This is a genomic window from Ruegeria sp. HKCCA6707 (genome assembly GCF_013033515.1).
Lineage (GTDB): Bacteria > Pseudomonadota > Alphaproteobacteria > Rhodobacterales > Rhodobacteraceae > Ruegeria.
Window position 1 is genome coordinate 554,617 of sequence record NZ_WQEG01000001.1, and the last position, 21,986, is coordinate 576,602.

At 61.3% G+C, this 21,986-nt stretch carries 19 protein-coding genes; 18 read left to right on the forward strand and 1 reads right to left on the reverse strand.

The genetic code is table 11. The features are described 5' to 3' along the window. The first annotated feature begins 2 nt into the window (after positions 1 to 2). The 5 genes from cobN to cobJ are packed head-to-tail and all read left to right on the forward strand — an operon-like array spanning position 3 to position 6,535. Positions 3 to 3,296 carry a cobaltochelatase subunit CobN gene (gene cobN / locus GOW40_RS02755; protein ID WP_171128774.1) on the forward strand — a complete coding sequence of 1,098 codons (3,294 nt, stop codon included), beginning with the start codon at positions 3 to 5 and terminating at the stop codon, positions 3,294 to 3,296. After that, positions 3,293 to 4,420 carry a precorrin-3B synthase gene (cobG, locus tag GOW40_RS02760; protein WP_171128771.1) on the forward strand — a complete coding sequence of 376 codons (1,128 nt, stop codon included), beginning with the start codon at positions 3,293 to 3,295 and terminating at the stop codon, positions 4,418 to 4,420. Before cobN ends, cobG begins: the two co-directional genes overlap by 4 nt. Continuing rightward, on the forward strand, positions 4,420 to 5,049 hold the full coding sequence (locus GOW40_RS02765) for a precorrin-8X methylmutase (protein WP_171230855.1): 630 nt from the start codon (positions 4,420 to 4,422) through the stop codon (positions 5,047 to 5,049). Before cobG ends, GOW40_RS02765 begins: the two co-directional genes overlap by 1 nt. Further along, positions 5,046 to 5,774 carry a precorrin-2 C(20)-methyltransferase gene (locus GOW40_RS02770; RefSeq protein ID WP_171128767.1) on the forward strand — a complete coding sequence of 243 codons (729 nt, stop codon included), beginning with the start codon at positions 5,046 to 5,048 and terminating at the stop codon, positions 5,772 to 5,774. Before GOW40_RS02765 ends, GOW40_RS02770 begins: the two co-directional genes overlap by 4 nt. Next, entirely contained in the window at positions 5,771 to 6,535 is a 765-nt protein-coding gene (gene cobJ, locus GOW40_RS02775; RefSeq protein ID WP_171128764.1) for a precorrin-3B C(17)-methyltransferase, read from the forward strand. The genes GOW40_RS02770 and cobJ overlap by 4 nt, the downstream gene beginning before the upstream one ends. On the opposite strand, the gene GOW40_RS02780 is transcribed toward cobJ, so the two are convergent. Further along, positions 6,526 to 7,272 (reverse strand): cobalt-precorrin-6A reductase, encoded by a 747-nt coding sequence (locus GOW40_RS02780; protein ID WP_171128762.1) that lies wholly within the window; start codon positions 7,270 to 7,272, stop codon positions 6,526 to 6,528. The genes cobJ and GOW40_RS02780 overlap by 10 nt on opposite strands. Here GOW40_RS02780 and cbiE point away from each other — a divergent pair. The 13 genes from cbiE (at position 7,271) to mdoH (ending at position 21,986) form a co-directional block, all read left to right on the forward strand. Further along, positions 7,271 to 8,470 carry a precorrin-6y C5,15-methyltransferase (decarboxylating) subunit CbiE gene (gene cbiE, locus GOW40_RS02785; RefSeq protein ID WP_171128759.1) on the forward strand — a complete coding sequence of 400 codons (1,200 nt, stop codon included), beginning with the start codon at positions 7,271 to 7,273 and terminating at the stop codon, positions 8,468 to 8,470. The two genes, GOW40_RS02780 and cbiE, sit on opposite strands and share 2 nt — an antisense overlap. Further along, entirely contained in the window at positions 8,467 to 8,835 is a 369-nt protein-coding gene (locus tag GOW40_RS02790; protein ID WP_171128757.1) for a cobalamin biosynthesis protein, read from the forward strand. Before cbiE ends, GOW40_RS02790 begins: the two co-directional genes overlap by 4 nt. After that, positions 8,832 to 9,626, forward strand: a complete 795-nt coding sequence (gene cobM, locus GOW40_RS02795) for a precorrin-4 C(11)-methyltransferase (RefSeq protein WP_171128755.1) — start codon at positions 8,832 to 8,834, stop codon at positions 9,624 to 9,626. The genes GOW40_RS02790 and cobM overlap by 4 nt, the downstream gene beginning before the upstream one ends. After that, positions 9,619 to 10,947, forward strand: a complete 1,329-nt coding sequence (locus GOW40_RS02800) for a cobyrinate a,c-diamide synthase (RefSeq protein WP_171230856.1) — start codon at positions 9,619 to 9,621, stop codon at positions 10,945 to 10,947. Before cobM ends, GOW40_RS02800 begins: the two co-directional genes overlap by 8 nt. Next, positions 10,944 to 11,672, forward strand: a complete 729-nt coding sequence (gene cobA, locus GOW40_RS02805) for a uroporphyrinogen-III C-methyltransferase (RefSeq protein WP_171128751.1) — start codon at positions 10,944 to 10,946, stop codon at positions 11,670 to 11,672. Before GOW40_RS02800 ends, cobA begins: the two co-directional genes overlap by 4 nt. Next, the gene (cobF, locus tag GOW40_RS02810) at positions 11,665 to 12,408 is read left to right on the forward strand and encodes a precorrin-6A synthase (deacetylating) (protein ID WP_171130446.1); all 744 of its coding nucleotides are present in this window, start codon (positions 11,665 to 11,667) and stop codon (positions 12,406 to 12,408) included. The genes cobA and cobF overlap by 8 nt, the downstream gene beginning before the upstream one ends. Before the next feature lie 78 nt (positions 12,409 to 12,486). After that, a complete protein-coding gene (locus GOW40_RS02815; protein WP_171128749.1) occupies positions 12,487 to 12,945 on the forward strand; it encodes a DUF302 domain-containing protein in 459 nt (152 codons plus the stop codon). Between the two features lie 79 nt (positions 12,946 to 13,024). After that, a complete protein-coding gene (locus GOW40_RS02820) occupies positions 13,025 to 14,656 on the forward strand; it encodes a thiamine pyrophosphate-binding protein (RefSeq protein WP_171128747.1) in 1,632 nt (543 codons plus the stop codon). Continuing rightward, positions 14,643 to 15,827: a CaiB/BaiF CoA-transferase family protein gene (locus GOW40_RS02825; protein WP_171128745.1), complete on the forward strand. Its 1,185-nt coding sequence runs from the start codon at positions 14,643 to 14,645 to the stop codon at positions 15,825 to 15,827. The genes GOW40_RS02820 and GOW40_RS02825 overlap by 14 nt, the downstream gene beginning before the upstream one ends. A gap of 178 nt (positions 15,828 to 16,005) precedes the next feature. Then, positions 16,006 to 17,376 carry a tetratricopeptide repeat protein gene (locus GOW40_RS02830; protein WP_171128743.1) on the forward strand — a complete coding sequence of 457 codons (1,371 nt, stop codon included), beginning with the start codon at positions 16,006 to 16,008 and terminating at the stop codon, positions 17,374 to 17,376. A gap of 28 nt (positions 17,377 to 17,404) precedes the next feature. After that, on the forward strand, positions 17,405 to 18,622 hold the full coding sequence (locus GOW40_RS02835) for an OpgC family protein (RefSeq protein ID WP_171128742.1): 1,218 nt from the start codon (positions 17,405 to 17,407) through the stop codon (positions 18,620 to 18,622). Then, entirely contained in the window at positions 18,619 to 20,118 is a 1,500-nt protein-coding gene (locus GOW40_RS02840; protein WP_171128740.1) for a glucan biosynthesis protein, read from the forward strand. The genes GOW40_RS02835 and GOW40_RS02840 overlap by 4 nt, the downstream gene beginning before the upstream one ends. Then, positions 20,115 to 21,986, forward strand: a complete 1,872-nt coding sequence (mdoH, locus tag GOW40_RS02845) for a glucans biosynthesis glucosyltransferase MdoH (RefSeq protein WP_171130444.1) — start codon at positions 20,115 to 20,117, stop codon at positions 21,984 to 21,986. The genes GOW40_RS02840 and mdoH overlap by 4 nt, the downstream gene beginning before the upstream one ends.

Genomic DNA, 21,986 nt, shown 5'->3' on the forward strand with positions numbered 1-21,986 from the left:
CCATGCATGTCGTCTTTCGCGAAAGCCACGGGCTCGAAGAGACAGAGACCCCGACCGATCTGGGCCAGAGCCCGGCGGATCTGGTGGTGCTGTCCTTTTCGGACAGTGATCTGGGCGCTTTCGCGGCTGGCTGGCATCGCGGCGGCGGGCCCGACGGGGAAATGCCAACCCTGAGGCTGGCCAATCTGACGGCTCTGAAACATCCGCTATCGGTCGACACCTATGTGGAACAGACGCTGGAAGGTGCCAAGGGCATCCTGATCCGCCTGATCGGCGGGGTTCCCTATTGGTCTTACGGGCTACAGCAAGTACTGGCGCTGGCACAGGCGAAAGGCATTGCACTGGCGGTCTTACCGGCGGATGGGCGCGAGGATACGCGGCTGGATGACTATTCCACTCTGCCCGTCTCGACCCTGCGCCGTTTGGCGCATCTGTGTGACACAGGCGGCGAAGTTGCGGCACAGGCAGCGCTGGCGCAGATGGCACTTGCCGCTGGGCTTTATGCGGGTCCGGTGATGGGGGCCAAAACCATCCCCGACTGCGGTGTCTGGTGCCCGGATCGGGGCGTGATCTCGGCGGACACGGCATTTACCGGTGATGCGCGGCGCGTGCTGGTTACGTTTTATCGTGCTTACCTGACCTCTGCCGACACTGCCCCAATTGCGGCGTTGATCCGCGCCCTGCGCGCACGCGGGATTGAGGCAGTCGGGCTTTTCGCCCCGTCGCTCAAGGCACCAAACGCGGCGGATTGGCTGCGCGAGACGATCTTGGCCCTTGGCCCGTCGGCGATCATCAACGCCACCTCATTCTCGGGCAAAGGCGCATCGGGCACGTCGCCTCTGGACGCGGCCAATGTGCCGGTGTTTCAAGTGGCCCTCGCCACGTCGCGCCGCAAAGCCTGGGCCGAGGCGGAACGCGGGTTGTCACCGGCAGATCTGGCGATGCATGTTGTGTTGCCCGAGGTCGATGGCCGGATCAATGCAGGGCTCGTGTCGTTCAAAGAACCCGGCAAGCGTGAGCCGCAGTTGGAATACTCACGCTTTGCGCACCGACCTGATCTTGAGCGGATCGAGGCTGTGATTGATCGTCTGTGCGGTTGGCTGAACCTGCAAGACAAGCCAAAATCCGATCAGGTCCCGGCACTGGTGCTTTCGACCTATCCGGGCAAAGACTGGCAGATGGCCCATGCGGTCGGTCTGGACGCGCTGGCCTCGGCCGAGGCGATGCTGAGCGACCTGCAAACGGCAGGCTACGATACAGCCCCGGCTGCCTCCATTGCAGACTGCTTGCTGGACGCACGCATATCCTGGCCTCTTGCAGATTATGCGACCGCTCTCGCCGCTTTGCCGGAACAACTGCGCGCAGATCTGCAAACCGTTTGGGGCGCGCCCGAGGACGATCCGGCCTTTGCCAATGGCGCGTTCCAGTTCACTGCGCTGCGCCGGGGCAAGGCGCTTGTCGCGCTCCAACCCGAACGGGGCACGCCCGCGCTGCGCGATGACGAATATCATGACCTCTCGCGCACACCGCGACATGGCTATGTCGCCTTTTATCTGTGGCTGCGCAATGGCTTGGGCGCGGATGCGCTGATCCATATAGGGGCCCACGGCACGCTGGAATGGCTGCCCGGCAAGTCTGTTGCCCTGTGCACCGAATGCTGGCCCGAAGCGCTTGTCGGCGACATGCCGGTCATCTACCCGTTCATCGTCAATGACCCGGGCGAGGCCGCACAAGCCAAACGCCGGATCGGGGCCGTCACCCTGGGCCATATCCCGCCCGCGCTGAAAGACAGCGGCACACCGGATCGCATGGTGCGGTTGGAATCGCTGCTGGATGAATTCTCGAATGCGGATGGGCTAGACCCCAGGCGCCGTGACCGGCTGCAAGCGGATATCCGGGATGAGGCACAGGCCATCGGGGTGGAACAGGACCTGGGGCTGGATCGGGCAACCAGCACCGCTGAGGCAATCACCCGCATCGACCGCTTTGTCTGCGACATCAAGGAAAGCCAGTTCGGCGACGGGCTGCATATCTATGGTCGTGTCCCAGAGGTTACCGGAAGTTTCGATCCGGCCCCATCCGCCTATGCCGAACGCGACGCGCTGATCGACGCGCTGGCCGGGCGACGGATCGAGGCTGGTCCCTCGGGCTCGCCCTATCGAGGACGTACCGATGTTTTGCCCACCGGGCGCAACCTTTACACCACCGATCCGCGCTCGGTGCCCACACGCGCGGCCTATGCACAAGGCGTCAAACTGGCTGAAGAACTGGTCCGGCGGCATCTGCAAGAGGAAGGGGATTATCCCAGAGGGCTGATCGTCGATCTGTGGGGCTCGGCCACGATGCGCACGGCGGGCGAAGAATTCGCCATGGCGCTGCACCTGCTTGGGGTCAAACCTGTCTGGGATGCGGGCTCGGAACGGGTTTCGGGAATTGAGGTTCTGCCAATTTCCGACCTTGACCGCCCGCGTCTGGACGTGACCTTGCGCGTCTCGGGCCTGTTTCGCGACGTGTTCCCGACGCTGTCGGCTCTGTTCGGGCAAGCCATCAAAGCGCTGGCTGCCCGCGATGAAGCACCGGATTGGAACCCCTATGCCGGTCATGCGCCCTCGGCCCGGGTCTATGGCCCGGCCCCTGGCAGCTATGGTGTCAACATGACCCAATTGTCTGAAACCTACACGGACGAGGCCCGCGTTCAGGCCGGGGAAGCATGGCTGGAGGCCAGTTCATTCGCGTTGGAAGGCGATCATATCGCGCAAGACAAAGACGGGATCGCACAGCGCGTGGCGCAGGCCGACAGCTTTGTGCACCTGCAAGACCTGACCGAGACCGATCTCTTGCTGGCCAACGACTATGCGACGCACGAGGCCGGGTTTGCAGCGGCTAAAACGCTGACCGGTGGAACGGCGCAGCTTTACCATCTGGACAACACAAGGCCCGAGACCCCGCGCGCGCGGACCTTGCCTGAAGAGATCAGCCGCGTCGTCCACGTGCGCGCCGCAAATCCCGGATGGATCGCCGGAATGCAGCGGCACGGGTTCCGTGGTGCGGCCGAGATTGCAGCGACTTTGGATCACATGGCCTCGTTCGCGCATCTGTCTGGAACGGTAGCGCCGCATCTCTTCGATCTCTACCACGATGCCACGTTGGGCAATGCCGAGGTGGATGCCTTTCTGCAAGACGCAAACCCAGGGGCGCATCAGGCCATGCAGGATCGGTTTCGCGCCCTTCTGGACGCCGGTCTTTGGAACACCCGCCGCAATGCGATCCGGGCTAATCTGGAGGGTCTGGGGTGAGCGCGCCGATTGTCCAGGGCTGGTGCCCCGGCGCGCATCGCCCGATGATGTCTGGCGATGGTTTGGTCGTCCGAGTGCGACCTCGGTTGGCACGGCTGGAGGCGCAGCAAGTTTTGGGGCTGTGTGCTTTGGCCGAGCGGTTTGGCTATGGCACCATTGACCTGACCAACCGTGCAAACCTGCAACTGCGCGGAGTTCAGGAGAAGGATCACCGGTCGCTATTGGTTGAATTGGCTGAGCTTGGCTTGCTGGACGCAGAACCCGGCATCGAGATGCGCCGCAACATGCTGGTGACACCGCTTTATAAAGCGCATGACCGCACGGCGCGGCTGGCGCAAGAGTTGATTGACCGGTTGGGCGAGTTGCCTGCCCTGCCCGCCAAGTTCGGTTTTGCTATCGACGCAGGCCCGCAGCGCTTGCTGGCATCGGATTCGGCAGATATCCGACTGGAAACCGGCACCGACGGTTTGATCCTCCGCGCGGACGGTGCCGAAACCGGGAAGCCGGTTGATGAGAGTAATGCCATTGATCATCTGGTCGCGCTGGCGCGGTGGTTCTCAGAACACAGTAGCGATGAAGTGCGCCGCATGGCGCAGGTCGTCGCACGCCATGACCTGCCAGATATCTGGCAAGGCGTGCACCCCGCGCCCATTGGGAGGCCACTACAACCGGGCGAAAGCGCTCTGGGACCGCTCTATGGAGCCGCCTTTGGTCAATTGCCCGCCCGTGCGTTTAAGGAATTGATGGAGGCGAGCAGCGCCTCTGCCCTACGGGTCACACCTTGGCGGTTGTTTCTGTTGGAAGGCGGGGCGGCGATACCCGCTCCGGGCTTTGTCACAGATGGCACTGATCCGATCCTGAGCACCGACGCCTGCCCCGGTGCACCGCTCTGCCCGCAAGCGCAAGTGTCGACACGCGAGATCGCCCGCGCGCTGGCAACGCGCGTTCCCGGCAGCCTGCATGTATCGGGCTGCGCCAAGGGCTGCGCCCGCAAAGCCCCCGCCGATATCACTTTGGTGGGACAGAACGGGCGTTTTGATCTTGTCAAACAGGGCCGCGCAGGGGATGAGCCCCTTCAACGCGGCCTGACCGAAAAAACTCTGATGACCATGGACTTCACTTGATGCCCTATGAATACGAAACCGACGGCGCGGCGATCTATAAACAGAGCTTTGCCACCATCCGGTCCGAGGCCGATCTGGCGCGGTTTGACGCGGATGAAGAGCAGGTTGCTGTCCGTATGATCCACGCCGCCGGAATGGTCGGGCTAGAGGAGTTCGTGCATTTCTCGCCCGGTTTTGTGCCGACCGCCCGCACAGCCTTGGAAAACGGCGCGCCTATATTGTGTGACGCGCGCATGGTCAGCGAAGGCGTGACCCGCTTTCGCCTGCCCGCCGACAACGCGGTGATCTGTACGCTGCATGACGAGCGGGTGCGCCCATTGGCCGCTGAGATGCAAAACACCCGCTCTGCCGCGGCGCTGGAACTGTGGCGACCGCATCTGGAGGGCGCGTTGGTGGCCATAGGCAACGCGCCCACCGCGCTGTTTCATCTGTTGAACATATTGGAAGACCCGGACTGCCCACGCCCGGCGGCCATTATCGGCTGCCCCGTGGGGTTCGTGGGCGCGGTCGAATCCAAAGATGCGCTCTGGGCCGCTCAACCCGTACCCTCGTGCATCGTCAAAGGGCGCTTGGGCGGCAGCGCGATCACAGTGGCGGCCATCAACGCCATGGCGAGCCGCGCGGAATGAGCAGCGGCACCATATACGGTGTGGGACTTGGCCCGGGCGATCCCGACCTGATGAGCGTTCGAGCAGACCGATTGTTGCGCACCGCGCGCCATGTGGCTTTCTTCCGCAAACCCGGGCGCAGCGGTCAGGCCCGCAAGATCGTCGAAGGCGTGATCTCGACTGACGCGGTTGAATTTCCGATGGAATACCCGGTCACCACGGAAATCCCTCTGAGTGATCCGAGATACAATGCGTTGCTGTCCGAGTTCTATGAAGATTGCGCGCAGCACCTCAAGGCCTTGGCCGAACGCGGCGAGGATGTGGTGGTTCTGTGTGAAGGGGATCCGTTCTTCTATGGATCTTTCATGCATCTTTACAATCGCTTACGAGAAACTGTTCAGGTCGAAGTGGTTCCTGCCATCACCGGCATGTCCGGCGCCTGGACGGCCACAGGGGATCCAATCACCTGGGGGGATGATATTCTAACCGTGCTGGCCGCCACCCTGCCCGAAGAGGTTCTGGCCCAGCAGATGTCGCAGACCGACGCGTTGGTGGTGATGAAGATCGGGCGCAATATCGACAAGGTGGTCCGCGCGCTGAAAACCGCGGGAATGTATGAGCGCGCCTGGATCGTCGAATACGCGCAAATGCCAAACCAGAGGGTTTGCAAACTGTCCGAGAATTGCCCGGATTTCACACCCTATTTCTCGATCATTCTGGTCCATGGTCAGGGTCGACGCCCATGAGCGGATGGGTCAAGATCGCAGGTCTCGGGCCGGGCAGTGAAGCACTTGTTACGCCCGAGGTAACTGCCGCGCTGGCTGAGGCGACGGACATTGTCGGATATGTCCCTTATGTCGCCCGCATAGCTGAACGCCCGGGGCTGACCCTGCACGCCAGCGACAACAGGGTTGAGATCGACCGCTCGCAGCGCGCGTTGCAGATGGCAGCAAAGGGCAAACGGGTTGTCGTCGTCTCCTCCGGTGATCCCGGTGTCTTCGCGATGGCGGCAGCTGTGTTCGAAGCGGTTGAGAATGGCCCGAAAGCCTGGCGCGGCCTACAGATCGACGTGCTGCCGGGAATTACTGCGATGCTGGCGGCTGCGGCACGTGCGGGCGCGCCTTTGGGGCATGATTTCTGCGCCATCAACCTCAGCGACAACCTCAAACCCTGGGCACTGATCGAAAAACGCCTGCGCCTTGCGATCGAGGCTGATTTCGCGATGGCCTTCTACAATCCCCGCTCGAAGTCTCGCCCAGAAGGCTTTGAGAAAACACTGAAAATCCTGCGCGAAACCTGCGAGCCGGACCGGTTGATCCTGTTTGCCCGCGCGGTATCGCGCGCGGACGAAGCGATCCGGGTGTCAACCCTGGCCGAAGCCACGGCGGACATGGCGGATATGCAGACGGTGGTGATTGTCGGCTCGTCCCGAACACGCTTGATTGAGCGTGCTGGATCCCCGATTGTCTACACTCCGCGCTTTACCCCTGATAAGGGTCAGGAATGAGCCAGCCAGTCCAGAACCTGCGAGACATGCGACAGCTCGACCCGCTGCGGCAGGCTTTGGCGGTCGATCATCAGTACAGGCAGGCCCAAGGACCGCGCAGCATCCAGCTTGGCCCGCGCCCCCGTGCCCCCGGCGTTTTTCGAAACAACAAGCTGCGTCCCATGGTGCTGCATCAGCGCGCGATCACTTTCTTCGGTAAAGGGACCGCGCGCCACAACCACGTCGGCCTGAGGCAATGGCACGCCGTCAGGCTCATCGACCAGCCGCAGCAGATAATGGTGCTGGGGCTGCGCGGCAAAAACCTCAAGATGCAAGCGACCCGTGGCCAGAAACACCCGGCGCGGCGCGCCTGCCAAGGCGGCCACAGCAGCCGGGACATCCGCAACATGCTGCCACGTATCACCGGGCCCGGCGACCCATGGCGGGCGGGTCAGCGCTGCCAAGGGGATTTGGGTTGCAGTGCAAGCCTCGATGGCGTTCCGGCTCATCTGGGCGGCAAAGGGATGGGTGGCATCCACCACATGAGTGATAGTGTTCTCGCGCAGATAATGGATCAACCCTTCGACGCCGCCAAACCCTCCGACGCGGGTCGGCAGCGGCTGCGGGCGGGGCGTATCCACGCGTCCGGCATAGGAATAAGTCGCTGCAACACCCTGTTCGGACAAGGTTTTGGCCAAAGCGTTGGCCTCGGTCGTACCACCCAGGATCAACAGATTTGGGATCAGGGGGGTAGACATGACTGACGCTCCGTGGCTGACCGTTTTGGGGTTGGGCGAAGACGGGATTGATGGCCTGTCGCCCGCAAGCCGTCAAGTGCTGGACCGGGCCGAGATCATCATGGGCCCGCCACGTCATCTGTCATTGCTGCCCGAAAGCAGCGCCGAGCGGGTCACCTGGCCCGTGCCCTTCGCCGAAGGGTTGCCCTTGTTGCAACAATATCGCGGACAGCCCACCGTGGTTCTGGCCTCGGGCGATCCGTTCTGGTTTGGCGCAGGATCGGTTATCGCGCGCAGTTTTGAGGCCGGAGAGTGGACCGCCCTGCCCGGCCAATCAACCTTTTCGCTGGCCGCAGCGCGTTTGGGGTGGCCTCTGGAAGCCACGCAAACCTTCGGCCTGCACGCGGCGCCTCTGACACGGTTGCGCCCGCACCTGTCCCCGGGGCTGCGCGCCATCATCTTGCTCCGCAATGGCGCGGCGGTCGCTGAACTGGCGCGGTATCTGACCGAAACAGGATTTGCCGACACACAGTTGCACGTGATGGAAGCCTTGGGCGGCCCGCGTGAACGGGCGCATTCCGTTTCGCTGACCGAAGCGTTGCTGGGCACCTTCGACCACCCGGTCTGCGTCGGTCTTGAGGTTGCCGGACAAGGCCGCGCCTTGCCCAAAGCCACCGGCAGACCGGATGAGATCTTCGAAAACGACGGCCAGATCACCAAACGTCCCATCCGGGCTTTGACTCTGTCGGCTCTGGCCCCGCAGCGCGGTGAGCATCTATGGGATATCGGTGGTGGTACCGGTTCGATCAGCATTGAATGGCTGATGTGTGATCCGTCTTTGACCGCCACCACTATCGAGCCGCGAGAAGATCGCGCCGAGCGAATCCGTCGCAACGCCGACATGTTAGGGCAGGATCGGCTGAGCGTAGTGCATGGCACTGCGCCCGAAGCCTTGTCGGGTTTACCCTTGCCGGATGTGGTCTTTATCGGTGGCGGCCTTAGCGCCGAGTTGCTGGGCTGGTTACGCGATACCTTGCCGAAAGGCACGCGACTGGTGGCCAATGCCGTGACGTTGGAAAGCGAAGCGCTGCTGGCGCAGTGGCAGGCGGATATAGGCGGAGAGCTGTTGCGCATCGAGCTTGCGCACTCCGCCCCACTGGGACCACGTCGAAGCTGGAAATCGGCCTATCCGGTCGTGCAATGGAGCGTCACGCTATGATCGTGGCTGGCCTTGGGTTTTCATCGGGTGCTACAATCGACAGCCTGCGCGCGGCCTATGGCGCGGCGACGGATGGGCATGGCGTGACGGCGCTTGCGACGGTCACGGACAAGAACGGCCATCCGGCGCTTGCCGCTTTTGCAGACAGCCTTGCATTGCCGCTGCACCTGATCGAAAAGCATGATCTGGCGCAGCAGTGGACGCTTACAAGCTCGAACCATAGTCGGGCCGCATACGGAACCGGCAGCGTGGCAGAGGCATCCGCACTTGCCGCTGCAGGAGCGGGCGCGCGGCTGCTTGGCCCCAGACAAATTTCAGACGACCGGCTGGCCACTTGCGCCATTGCCATCGGAGGACAGACATGACCGTTCATTTCATCGGTGCCGGACCGGGTGCCGCCGACCTGCTGACCTTGCGCGGGCGCGATATCATCGCGTCTTGTCCGGTCTGCCTTTATGCCGGGTCGCTGGTGCCGGAAGAAATCCTCAGCCACTGCCCGGACGGTGCCCGGATCGTAAACACTGCGCCGATGGATCTGGATCAGATCATGGCCGAGATCGACACCGCGCATCAGGCCGATCAGGACGTGGCGCGCCTGCATTCGGGCGATCTGTCGGTCTGGTCGGCGATGGGAGAACAGATCCGGCGCCTCAAGGACATGGGCATCCCGGTGAGCGTGACCCCCGGTGTGCCGTCATTTGCCGCCGCGGCTGCGGCGCTGGGTACGGAACTGACACTGCCGGGGCTGGCACAATCGGTGGTGCTAACGCGCACACCGGGGCGCGCGTCATCCATGCCCGAGGGCGAAACGCTTGCGAATTTTGCCCGCACCGGGGCAACTCTGGCCATTCACCTGTCAATCGGAAATCTGGACGCGGTGATGGCCGATCTGAGCCCGACCTATGGCGAGGATTGTCCGGTGGCCGTGGTTTACCGCGCCAGTTGGCCCGATGAGCGGATTATCCGGGCGACGCTGGCCACTTTGAAAGATGCTTTGGATGACGGCATCTCGCGCACGGCACTGATTCTGGTGGGCCCGGCTTTGGCGGGGGAAGGGTTCGACGAAAGCTGCTTGTATTCAAAGGATTATGACCGAAGATATCGCCCGCAAAGTGCGGACAGCCCGTGGTCGAGCTGGAGCCCCGAGAATGAGTGAGCCAATAACGAACCCCCCTGGCCTTTTGATCTCGGCCCCGTCCTCGGGCACCGGCAAAACCACCGTGATGCTGGGCCTGCTGCGCGCGTTGGCCGAGGATGGGCTGACCGTGCAGCCCTTCAAAAGCGGACCGGATTACATCGATCCGGCCTTTCACCGCGCGGCGGCGGGGCGGGCCTCGTTCAATCTGGACAGCTGGGCTATGAGTGACGGGCTACTGAGTGCAATCTCGGCCCAGTCTGAGGGCGCGGATATTGTGGTCGCCGAAGGCTCGATGGGATTGTTTGACGGTGTGGCCAAACCCGGTGAGCTGGGGCACGGTTCAAGCGCTGAGACGGCGCTGCGCATGGGCTGGCCGGTGGTGCTGGTGCTGGATGTGGGCGGTCAAGCGCAATCGGCGGCTGCAACGGGTTTGGGGTTTAAGATGTACAACCCCGATCTGCCGTTTGCCGGCGTGATCCTGAACCGCTGCGCCAGCCCGCGCCATGAACGGCTGACGCGACTGGGCATGGAGCGCGCGGGCCTGCCGGTGCTGGGCGTCCTGCCACGGCGCGGAGATTTGACGCTGCCCGAACGGCATCTGGGTCTGATTCAAGCGGTTGAGCACCCTGATCTGGAAAGCGCAATTGTGGGCTATGCGGCGTTCCTGCGTGAGCATGTGGACCTGGAGGCGATCAAACGGGCGGCTTCCTCAGGCCCTGTTGGGCCATCGTCAGCCGCGCTGCCGCCGCCTCCGGCACAGCGCATCGCTTTGGCTCGGGATGCTGCGTTTTCGTTTACATATCCACATTTGCTGGAAGGATGGCGCGCGGCAGGGGCCGAGATTATGCCCTTCTCGCCGCTGGCGGACGAAGCGCCCGCAGATGACGCTGATCTGGTCTGGTTGCCGGGTGGCTACCCGGAACTGCACGCAGGCACTTTGGCCGCCGCGCAAAACTTTCAAAACGGGCTGCGCAAACACGCAGAAACCAAACCCGTGCATGGGGAATGCGGAGGCTATATGGCTCTGGGTCAGGCGCTGATCGACAAGGAGGGCGTGCAGCATCAGATGACGGGCCTGTTGGGATTGGTGACGTCGTACCAGAAACGCAAGTTCAACCTGGGGTACCGGCGTGCTGAATTGCTGGCCACGATGCCCGGCCTCGCCGTCGGCTCGGCGCTGCGCGGGCATGAGTTTCACTATTCCTCAATCGTCGAGCAACCCGATGCGCCTCTGGCCCGGGTTTTTGACGCCGAGGGTGCGGAAGGGCCACAAACCGGGTCGGTGCGTGGCCCTGTCACCGGCACGTTCTTTCACCTGATCGCCGAGGCCCTTTCATGAGCGGGTTTGTTTCCTTCGTCGGATCGGGCCCCGGAGACCCAGAGCTGTTGACATTGAAAGCGGTGGACCGGCTGCAAAAGGCGGATGCGGTTCTGTTCGATGATCTGAGCAGCGGACCGATCCTGAGCCATGCGCGTGCCGATGCCGATCTGGTGGGTGTGGGCAAGCGCGCCGGGCGCCCCTCGCCCAAGCAGGACCATGTGAGCCGGTTGCTGGTGGACTACGCCAAGGCCGGGCAGCAAGTTGTTCGCCTGAAATCGGGCGATGGCGGCATGTTTGGCCGGTTGGAGGAAGAGTTGGTGGCGCTGCGGGCCGCCGGGATCGACTATGAGATCATCCCAGGTGTCCCGTCCGCCGTGGCTGCGGCTGCCACAGCCGGCATTCCCCTGACCCGCCGCCTGACCGCGCGGCGCGTGCAATTTGTAACGGGCCATGACGTGAGCGGCGCATTGCCCGATGACCTGAACCTGGCCGCGCTGGCCGACCCTTTGGCGACAACCGTTGTGTTCATGGGCAAACGCACATTCCCCATGCTGGTCGAAGCGCTGCATCGCAACGGCCTGCCACTGGACACACCCGCGCTTTTGGCAGAGTCGGTCTCGACCCCCGATCAGACCTTGCAGCGGGCAACGATTGGGGAACTGGCCGAGCAGTTGAAATCCGAGGTTGGCAAAGCACCGGCATTGATCCTCTATGGGCCTTTGGCTGCGTTTGACGATGATTGAGCTGAGCCTGATCGGTATAGGAACCGGCAATCCCGATCACGTCACGCTGCAGGGCGTTCAGGCGATCCGCGCAGCCGAGGTGATCCTGATTCCGCGCAAGGGTGTGGACAAAGCGGATCTGGCCGGGCTGCGCGAAGACATCATCGCTCAGGTGACTGACACAGCGCCCAATCTAGTCTATTTCGATATCCCGAAACGCCGGAGCGATGACGGATACCTGCGCGGCGTTGATGAATGGCATGATGCGATCGCTCTGCGCTGGCAAGAGGCGATGGACGCGCATCCCGGTGCTGAGCGTATCGCCCTGCTGATCTGGGGCGATCCGTCGCTCTATGACAGTTCACTGCGGATTGCCGCGCGTCTGAAGCACAACCCGAAGATCAAGGTTATTCCCGGCATCACTGCGTTGCAGGCTTTGACAGCAGCCCATGCAATTCCAATCAACGATCTGGGCGCGCCTTATGTGGTGACCACCGGGCGCCGGCTTCGCGACGAAGGCTGGCCCAAATCGGCCTCGAAAGTTGCCGTCATGCTGGACGGGGAGTGTTCTTTTCGAAACCTTGATATGGAGCGATACGAGATCTGGTGGGGCGCCTATGTTGGCATGAAAGAAGAGTTGCTGATCAAGGGCCCTCTGGACCGGGTTGCCGAAGAGATCCTGACGACCCGCGCGAAAGCGCGCGCAGATCATGGCTGGATCATGGATATCTATCTGCTGAAACAGCGCGACGGCTAAACGGACCACACGGCTTTGTGTGTGCATGAAACCTGCATTTCTGGCACATAGGCTGCGTTGAGAGACCGGAGACATGCCATGAAACGCCTTATCCCATTGCTCTTTCTTTGGACTCTGCCCGCCATGGCGCAGGACACGCCAGACGGTTGGGCGGTTTACCCGACAGACAAGAGCTATGACGAATTGGTCGATGCAACCAAAGCGGCGGTGAAGGAAAACGGGCTGATCGTGGTGACGCAGGCCGGGCCGACCAAAGCGGCGGCGGCACGTGGCATTACGATCCCCGGCAACCGGGTGATTGGCGTCTTTAACAACGACTATGCGGTGCGCGTTCTGGAAACCTCAACCAGCGCCATGATCGAAGCACCGATCCGGTTTTATGTGACGGAAAACCCGGATGGCTCGGCCAACTTGTCCTACAAAACTCCAAGCTTTGTCTTTGCGCCTTACGTCTTTGAAGGCGGCGCACCATTGCAAGAAATCGCGCGCGAATTGGACAAAACGTTTCAAAACATCGCCGAAGACGCAGTCAAATAGTCACACTGGCGTGAACCGACTTGCTTCCGCGCCAGACCTCCGCAATTTGCAGGTCAGAAGTGATTTCGGAGTATGTTTGATGCAAGACCCCTCGCCCCGCGCTGCGGATCTTTTGGCCCAACGACTTTATGAGGCGGGCTGCCGCCATGCCTTTGGGATGCCTGGCGGTGAGGTTTTGACCCTTGTGGACGCGTTGGAAAAGGCGGGGATCACCTTTCATCTGACCAAACACGAGAACTCGGCCGGGTTCATGGCCGAAGCGGTACATCACCGCGACGGCGCGCCTGCCATTCTGGTCGCCACCCTGGGGCCCGGTGCCATGAACGGGATCAACGTTGTGGCCAATGCGCTGCAAGATCGGGTGCCGATGATCGTTTTGACCGGCTGTGTCGATGCGGATGAGGCGCTGACCTATACCCATCAGGTCATGGATCACGGTCAGGTCTATCATTCGATCACCAAAGGCAGCTTTACACTGACCGCCAAGGGCGCAGATATCATTGCCGACAAAGCCGTCTCGCTGGCCAATCAGCCGCGCCCGGGCCCCGTGCATATCGATGTACCCATCTCGGTCGCAGATACACCCGTCACCGGCGTCAAACGCCGCCGGTTGGCCAAGGTGGCGCCGGTCAGCCCCGGTGGCGAGTGTCTGGAAAAGGCGCGCCGCTGGATGGCCGAGGCCGAGAGGCCTATCGCGATCATCGGTCTGGATGTGCTCTATGATGACTCGCGCAGCGTGGTTCAGGCTTTTGTGGAACATTTCGGCATTCCCTTTTTGACCACATACAAGGCCAAGGGTGTGGTGCCAGAAGATCATCCCCTGTGTCTTGGCGGAGCTGGCCTATCGCCACTGGCCGACAAGCATCTGGTGCCACTGGTCGAACAATCCGATCTGGTCTTGAGTCTGGGCTATGACCCGATCGAAATGCGCCCCGGTTGGCGTGAGATCTGGGATCCGGCGGAAAAGCGCGTCATCGATATTTCTGCGGTGGTCAACGATCACTATATGCATCAGGCCGGTTTGAACCTTGTGGCCGACACGGGTGAGACTTTGGAAGCCATCGCCAAGGGCAACCCCGCGCGGAAAACGTGGCCTGCTGGTGAGCCTGAACAGGTCAAGGCCGCGCTGGCGCAGGCGTTTCCGACAGATGAAGACTGGGGGCCTGCGGCAGTAATCGCCGAGACGCGCGCCACCCTGCCCGTTGAAACGCTGGCCACCGCAGACAGTGGCGCCCACCGCATCCTGTTAAGCCAGATGTGGAACTGCCATGAAGAACGCGGGCTGATCCAATCCTCGGCTCTATGCACGATGGGATGTGCGGTGCCGATGGCGATGGGGCTGAAATTGGCCGCGCCAGACCGTCCGGTTATCAGCTTTTCCGGGGATGCGGGGTTCCTGATGGTAGCAGGAGAGCTGTCGACAGCCGCCGAAATGGCACGAAACCCGGGGTATAACCCGATCTTTCTGGTTTTTGTGGATGCGAGCCTTGCGCTGATCGAGCTGAAACAACGTCAGCGTCAGATGGGCAATCGCGGCGTCGATTTCGACCGCCACGATTTTGCAGCGATGGGACGCGCCTTTGGTGGAAACGGTCACACGGTGCGCAACCGTGCGGAATTGCGCGCAGCTTTGAATGAAGCCGTGCAAGCGGACAAGTTCACCGTTATAGCGGCTGAAATTGACCGTGGAGCATATGATGGCCGCATCTGAAGGACCGCTGAAAGGCGTGAAAGTTCTGGACCTGAGCCGCATTCTGGCCGGTCCGACCTGCACGCAATTGCTGGGTGACTTGGGCGCCACTGTGATCAAGATCGAAAACCCGGCCACGGGTGGCGACGACACACGGCAATGGGGCCCGCCCTATGTGAAAGATGCAGAGGGCAACGCCTCGGATCTCAGCGCCTATTTCATGTCGGCCAATCGCAACAAGAAATCCGTGGCGCTGGATATCTCATCGCCCGAAGGTCAGGCCGAGATCCGGCGGCTGGCGTCTCATGCAGATATTCTGATCGAAAATTTCAAACCCGGAGGGCTGGCCAAGTTCGGGCTGGACTATGCCAATTTGTCAGCTGAGTTTCCCGGCCTCGTCTATTGTTCAATCTCGGGCTATGGACAGACCGGACCGAACGCCAGCAAACCTGGCTATGATCTGATGGCCCAAGGCTATGGCGGGATCATGTCGCTGACCGGGGATCCCGACGGTGCGCCGATGAAAGTGGGCGTGGGCATCGCTGATGTCATGTGCGGGATGTATGCGACGGTTGGAATTCTGGCCGCGCTGCGGCATCGCGACCAAACCGGCGAAGGACAGCAAATCGATCTGGCTTTGGTAGATACACAGGTGTCGTGGTTGATCAATGAAGGCGTGAACTATCTGACATCCGGCAACGTTCCGCAGCGCCGTGGCAATGGGCACCCCAACATCGTTCCCTATGACGTCTATGAAACAGCCGATGGGCACGTGATCCTGGCAGTGGGCAATGACAGTCAGTTTCGCAAGCTCTGTGGCTTTCTCGACCAACCCGAACTGGCCGAAGATCCCAGATTTGCAACCAACCCGTCCAGACTTGAACATCGGGATGCATTGAATGCGGTCCTGCGCCCTGCGGTTCAAAGCCTGACGACGCAGGCGGTCATCGCGGGGCTTGAGGCGGTCAAGGTTCCGGTGGGCCCGGTACAGACCTTGGATCAGGTTTTTTCAACGGATCAGGTTGCTGCCAGGCAGATGCAGATCGCCATGCAAGCGCAGCCCGGAACAGTCGACCTGATCGGGAATCCGCTCAAATTGTCACGCACACCTGTAACATATCGCAGCGCCCCTCCGGTCTGCGGCGCGGACACATCGTCTGTTCTGAACGCCGAAAACCCCTTCGAAGACTGAAACACTTGCCCAATTCGGCGGCAAGTTGCTGAAACATGCCGTTGAATCGGCGGTTTAATTCGGGTTTTGCGCACACGGCATTTCACCAATTCGAGAGCACGGTCGATACTGGTACGTGGGCAATGCACACTCTGCTACATCGAACAGTGTAAATACCGCAACCAGATTGGACCCAAGCATGAAACACGACGTTTTTGGACAACTGAACACCCTGACCCAGCCGGCGGCCGTCGAAGCCTGGGATGGTGTTCTGCTTGGGTTCATGGCACATGCCGCCGTCACCCCTCAGCACCTGGGCAAGGTGCTGGAGCTTGAGCCAGATTTCGCGCTCGGCCATGCGGTAAAGGGCCTTTTCATGATCCTGCTGGGCCGGCGCGAGATGTATCCGGTCGCAGCCGAAGCGCTGACGTCCGCCAAGGCCGCAATTGAGAGGCAGCCCGTTTCGGCACGCGAACAGCTTTATGTTGACGCTTTGACACTCTATCTGGCCGATTTACCATCGCAGGCAGTGCAGAAATTTGAAGAGATTCTTCGCGCGCATCCCGAAGACACGCTTGCCATGAAACTCAGCCATGCGACCCGTTTCGTGTTGGGCGACGCAGAGGGCATGCGCCGCTCGATTGAACGGGTGATGCCAGCCTATGAGCCCGGCCATGCCGGGCGTGGCTACCTTTTGGGCTGTCACTCCTTCGCACTTGAAGAAACCGGAGCCTATGACAAGGCCGAGATCGCGGGCCGTCAGGCTTTGTGGATGGTCTCGGACGATGCCTGGGGCCTTCACGCGGTGGCGCATGTGCATGAAATGACGGGCAACGCGCAGCTTGGTCTCGACTGGCTGGCCGGGCGCGAAGAGGCTTGGGCGCATTGCAACAACTTCCGCTATCACGTCTGGTGGCATAAGGCGCTGATGCATCTGGATCTGTGTCAGGTCGATCAGGTGATGGCGCTCTATGATGAACATATCCGCAAAGACAAGACTGACGACTACCGGGACATTTCGAACGCCACCTCGCTGCTGTCGCGGCTGGAACTTGAGGGCGTGAATGTCGGTAACCGGTGGGAAGAGCTGGCAGACCTGAGTGCAGCGCGCACCGAGGACGGCTGCCTGATCTTTGCCGATTTGCATTATCTGTTGGCCCTGACCGGTGACAACCGTGGCGATGCCACTGGAAAGATGCTGAACCGAATCCAGAAGGACGCGCAGCGCAATCACGGTGATACGGCAATCCGCATGTCAGACCCGGGCGTTGCCGCAGCAAAAGGGCTCGAAGCCTTTGGTGACGGGCTGTACGGCGAAGCGTTCAACTTCCTATCGACCGCGCGCGCGGGTATGCAGCTGGCAGGCGGCAGTCACGCGCAACGGGACGTTTTCGAACGGATTACAATCGATTCCGGCTTGCGTGCGGGGCGCCTGGATGATGTAGAGCGGATTTTGGATGATCGCCGCGCCAAACGCTGTGGCGGAGAGGATAACTATGCGCTGGCCCGTCGCGCATTGATCGAAGCAGCCCGCGACAATCGCGACGCACAAAGCGTTCCGGCTGAGTAACGACAAGACCAATAAGGACCAAGACCGAATGGCGACAATTTCGCCCTCTTCTGACTTTGCACCCGCTGCGGCCACCACCGCGGCCCCTGCTCGTACGCGTGACCCGCGGCTGGATTTCTATCGCGGCATCGCGATGTTCATCATCCTGATTGCGCATATCCCGAACGACCCCTGGGCCCGCTGGATCCCGGCCCGGTTTGGCTATTCCGACGCGACAGAGATCTTTGTTTTCTGCTCGGGCATGGCATCGGCAATCGCCTTTGGCGGGGCCTTCCTGAAAAAAGGCTGGTGGATGGGGACCGCACGCGTGGCCTTCCGCATCTGGCAGGTTTATTGGGCCCATATCTGCCTGTTTTTCTTTGTTGCCATGACGATGGCCGCGCTCGATCAGACCGGTGCGTTTGAAAAGACCTATATCTCGTCGCTGAACCTGCAGCATTTCTTCAAGGACCCTGCCTCGCAGATGGTCGGGATTTTCACGCTGACCTATGTGCCTAACTACTTTGACATCCTACCAATGTATCTTGTGGTGCTGGCGCTGATGCCGCTTTACATGGCGCTCTATCGTGTCAGCTTCTGGCTGATGGCGGGCGTCTGTGTGGCGATATGGCTAGTGGCGCAGACCGGTCTGCTGGCCTTGCCGGCCGAGCCGTGGTCAGAGCGGCAGTGGTTTTTCAACCCGTTCGGCTGGCAGTTGCTGTTTTTCACCGGCTTTGCATTCATGCGCGGCTGGATCCCTGCTCCTCCTGTATCAAAAACCCTGATCTGGGTCGCGGTGGCATTCCTGATCCTGTCTGCACCTTTCGGCTCGTGGAAAGTCTTTAGCTGGATCAACAATGCGGCCCCGGATTTGGGGGCGGTGCTGCGCAAGGGCTGGCCGCTGACCGAAGAGCTGCGCGGCAAGACCGAATTTGGGTTGTTGCGCTATGTGCACTTCTTGGCGCTGGCCTATCTGGGCTGGGTCGCAGCGGGCGAAAAGGGTCACCGTCTGATCGCCACAGGCCATAGCGTTGGTGCCCGGATCTGGCAGGCCCTGTTGGCCGTCATCACCAAGGTCGGTCAGCAATCCCTTGCTGTGTTTGTGTTTTCCATGGCCGCTGCCCGCCTGATCGGCGTCGTTCTGGATCAGGCTGGGCGGGATGTTGCCACTGTCTTTGCGGCCAACATGATTGGCTTTGCGATGATCATCGGCGTGGCCTATCTGGCAGCTTGGTTCAAGTCACAACCCTGGAGGTCGAAGAAATGAATTTTACCCGTCGCGCGTTTCTGGCCTCTTCAACAGCGCTGGCGCTGGCCCCTTCAGCATATGCAACGGGGGGCGAGGTTCCGTTCGACCGCAATGATGTGATTGAAATGGCCAGGGATCTGGCCAGCCGCCCCTATGCTGAGCGCGAAATGGTGCCACAGGAATGGCAGGACCTGACCTATCAGCAATATCGCTCGATCCGTTTCCGTCTGGACCGCGCGCTGTGGTATGAGACCGAGACGCCGTTCAACGTCGATTTCTTTACTCCTGGGCTGTATTTCCCGCGCACCGTAAAGGTTTCGACGGTCGAGGACGGCATGATCAAGCCCGTCGTCTTCGATCTGGCGATGTTCGACAAATCCGAAGACGTGCCAAAGCTGCCGATCGATGACACTCTGGGCTTCTCGGGTCTGCGCCTGCGTACCGAAATGCATCGCCCCGGCAAGACTGACGAATTCTGCGTCTGGCAGGGGGCCAGCTATTTCCGCGCGATCGGGCTGCACGAGGTCTATGGCCTGTCCGCCCGCGGGCTGGCGCTGAAAACCGGGGACCCGGATGGTGAGGAATTCCCCGAATTCATTCGCTTCTGGCTGGAGCGTCCCAAACCGGGCCAGCGCAACATGGTTGTGCACGCGTTGATGGACAGCCCCTCTGTGTCCGGCGCCTATCGTTTCAACGTCACGGCGGGTGCGGATTGCGTGATGGATGTCGAAGCCACCCTCTTCACCCGCGAAGAGCTGCCGCATGTGGGTATCGCGCCGGGCACCTCAATGTTCCTGTTTGACGACACAAATCACAGCCGGTTCGATGATTTCCGCCCTGCCGTACATGACAGCGACGGGCTGATGATCCGCAATGGCGCGGGTGAGGTTCTGTGGCGTCCCCTGGCCAACCCTACGCGCCTGCAAATCTCGTCTTTCGTGGATATGAACCCGCGCGGCTTCGGCCTGATGCAGCGCAAGCGCGACTTCTCGGACTACGCCGATCTTGAGGCCAACTACCACAAGCGGCCCGGTCTTTGGGTAGAGCCAAATGAAGATTGGGGCAAAGGCACGGTCACACTGGTCGAGATACCGGCAGATCAGGAGATCTATGACAATATCGTTGCCTATTGGCGCCCAGCCGAGCCTTATGCCGCAGGCAGCCAGTTTGACCTGTCCTATCGCCTGATCTGGGGTGAAGAGCCTCAGCGCACGCCGATGCCACGCGTGATCAACTCGGCCATGGGGGAAAACACCTTTGGAGAAGGCCGTCTGGCGGTGATCGATTTCGAGGCCAGCGATCTGTTTGACGACATTGACGCGATGACGATTTTTGTGGATTCGCCTCATGCCGAAACCTCGGATGGCGTTTTGCAACGCAACCCCGAAACGGGCGGTTTGCGGCTGGCGTTTTCCTTCCAGCCTGGCGAGCGCAACCATGTTGAGCTGCGCGCGCAGCTTCTGAAAGACAAACAGCCAGCCTCTGAGGTCTGGCTCTACCGTTGGACCATATGAACCGCGATCTGCATATCATGCCGCCCGAGGCACCTCTGGCGATGCCAGCGCAGAGTTTTCAGGCGCGGTTTCGCGACGCGGATGCACCGTCCAACGCCCGCGGCCCCTCGGCCGGGTTCTGGCGCGCGCTGGCGTTTTCACCTGCCATGGCCGCAACGCTTGGCCTGCTGTGGGTCATGAGCGATTGGTTTGGTGCGGAAGGGATCAATCTGGTCGAAGCGATCCTGCTGACGCTGATCTCGTTCAACTTCTTCTGGATTTCCTTCACGGTCTGCACCGTGCTGCTGGGCATGGTGTCGCTGGCGCGTCAGGACGCGCCCAACCGGAACCAAAAGGCGCAGCCGCTGCGCGTGGCGCTGCTGACGCCGATCTATAACGAAGTGCCCTGGAACGTGCTCGGCAATGCCCGCACGATGCTTGAGGATCTTCAGACGCGGGGTGGGCAGCATCACTATGCCATGTTCATCCTCTCGGACACGCGCGACCCCGAAATCGCAGCGCAGGAACAGGCCAGCGTCGAGGCATTGCGCACCACGCTGGCCCCGGGGCTAGAGCTCTATTACCGCCGCCGCGAACAGAATACCGACCGCAAGGTTGGCAATATCTCGGACTGGGTCAGCCGCTGGGGGGCCGAATGGGACGCGATGCTGGTGCTGGATGCCGACAGCCTGATGACCGGGCGCGCGATCTATCGCCTGACCGATGCGCTGGCGCGTGATCCGGGTGCGGGGTTGATCCAAAGCTATCCGCAGCTGATCGGCGCACAATCGGTCTTTGCCCGGATGCAGCAATTCGCCAATGGCGTCTATGGCATCGCTTTTGCCGAAGGTCTGGCCCGTTGGTGCGGGCAAGAGGGCAACTATTGGGGCCATAACGCCATTATCCGCACCAAGGCCTTTGCCACTTGTGCGGGTTTGCCCAAGCTGCGGTCGCTCAGCGGTCAGGAGAAGATGATCATGAGCCACGATTTTGTCGAGGCCGGTCTGCTGCGCCGCGCCGGTTGGGCCGTTCGGTTCCTGCCGCGCATCCGTGGTTCTTACGAGGAAACACCCCCCACCCTGATCGACCACGCGATGCGGGATCGGCGGTGGTGCCAGGGCAACCTGCAACATCTGAAACTGCTGGGCTCCAGCGGATTCCGGGCCGTGTCGCGCTTTCACATGTTCCATGGTGCCGTGGGCTATTTGATGTCGCCCTTGTGGTTTGCCTTGCTGGTGATGTGGGCTGTGATTGGTCAGGGTGAGGACGCGTCGGTTCTGCATTATTTCAGCCCTGACAACCCGCTGTTCCCGCAATGGCCCGAGATGAGCGAAACCCGCCATGTGCTGATCATTCTGGTGATGTATGCCATGCTGCTGGCCCCTAAGGTGCTGGGCGTTCTGGCCTTGCCGCTCAGCGGTGTGCGGTATGCCGATTTCGGTGGCGAGCGGCGATTTGTGACCTCGTTTCTGGCCGAGGTGGTTCTGTCCATCCTCTATGCGCCGATCCTGATGGTCCAGCAGATGATCGCTGTGTTCCGCACCGCCTTTGGCGTTCAGCGCGGATGGTCGCCGCAAGCGCGCGATGGCGGCAGCTATGGGCTGCGAACACTGGTTATTTGTCACGCGCTTGAGACGGTCAGCGGCGTTGCGCTGAGTGTCGGTATCCTGTCGGGCCTTGTCTCGATCTGGCTGGCACCGATTGCGATCAGCCTTGCATTGGCAATCCCGCTGTCAGCACTTAGTGGAGTATCTGCCGGGGCTGCGCGTCGCATGGTTGGCATGCGCGAGGATTTCAGCGAGCCTGCGATCACACGCTCGGCCCGCCGCTATCGCAATGAATTGAAAGATCTGGTCGAGGGTAAATCCAATCTGACCCCGGCCGAATGA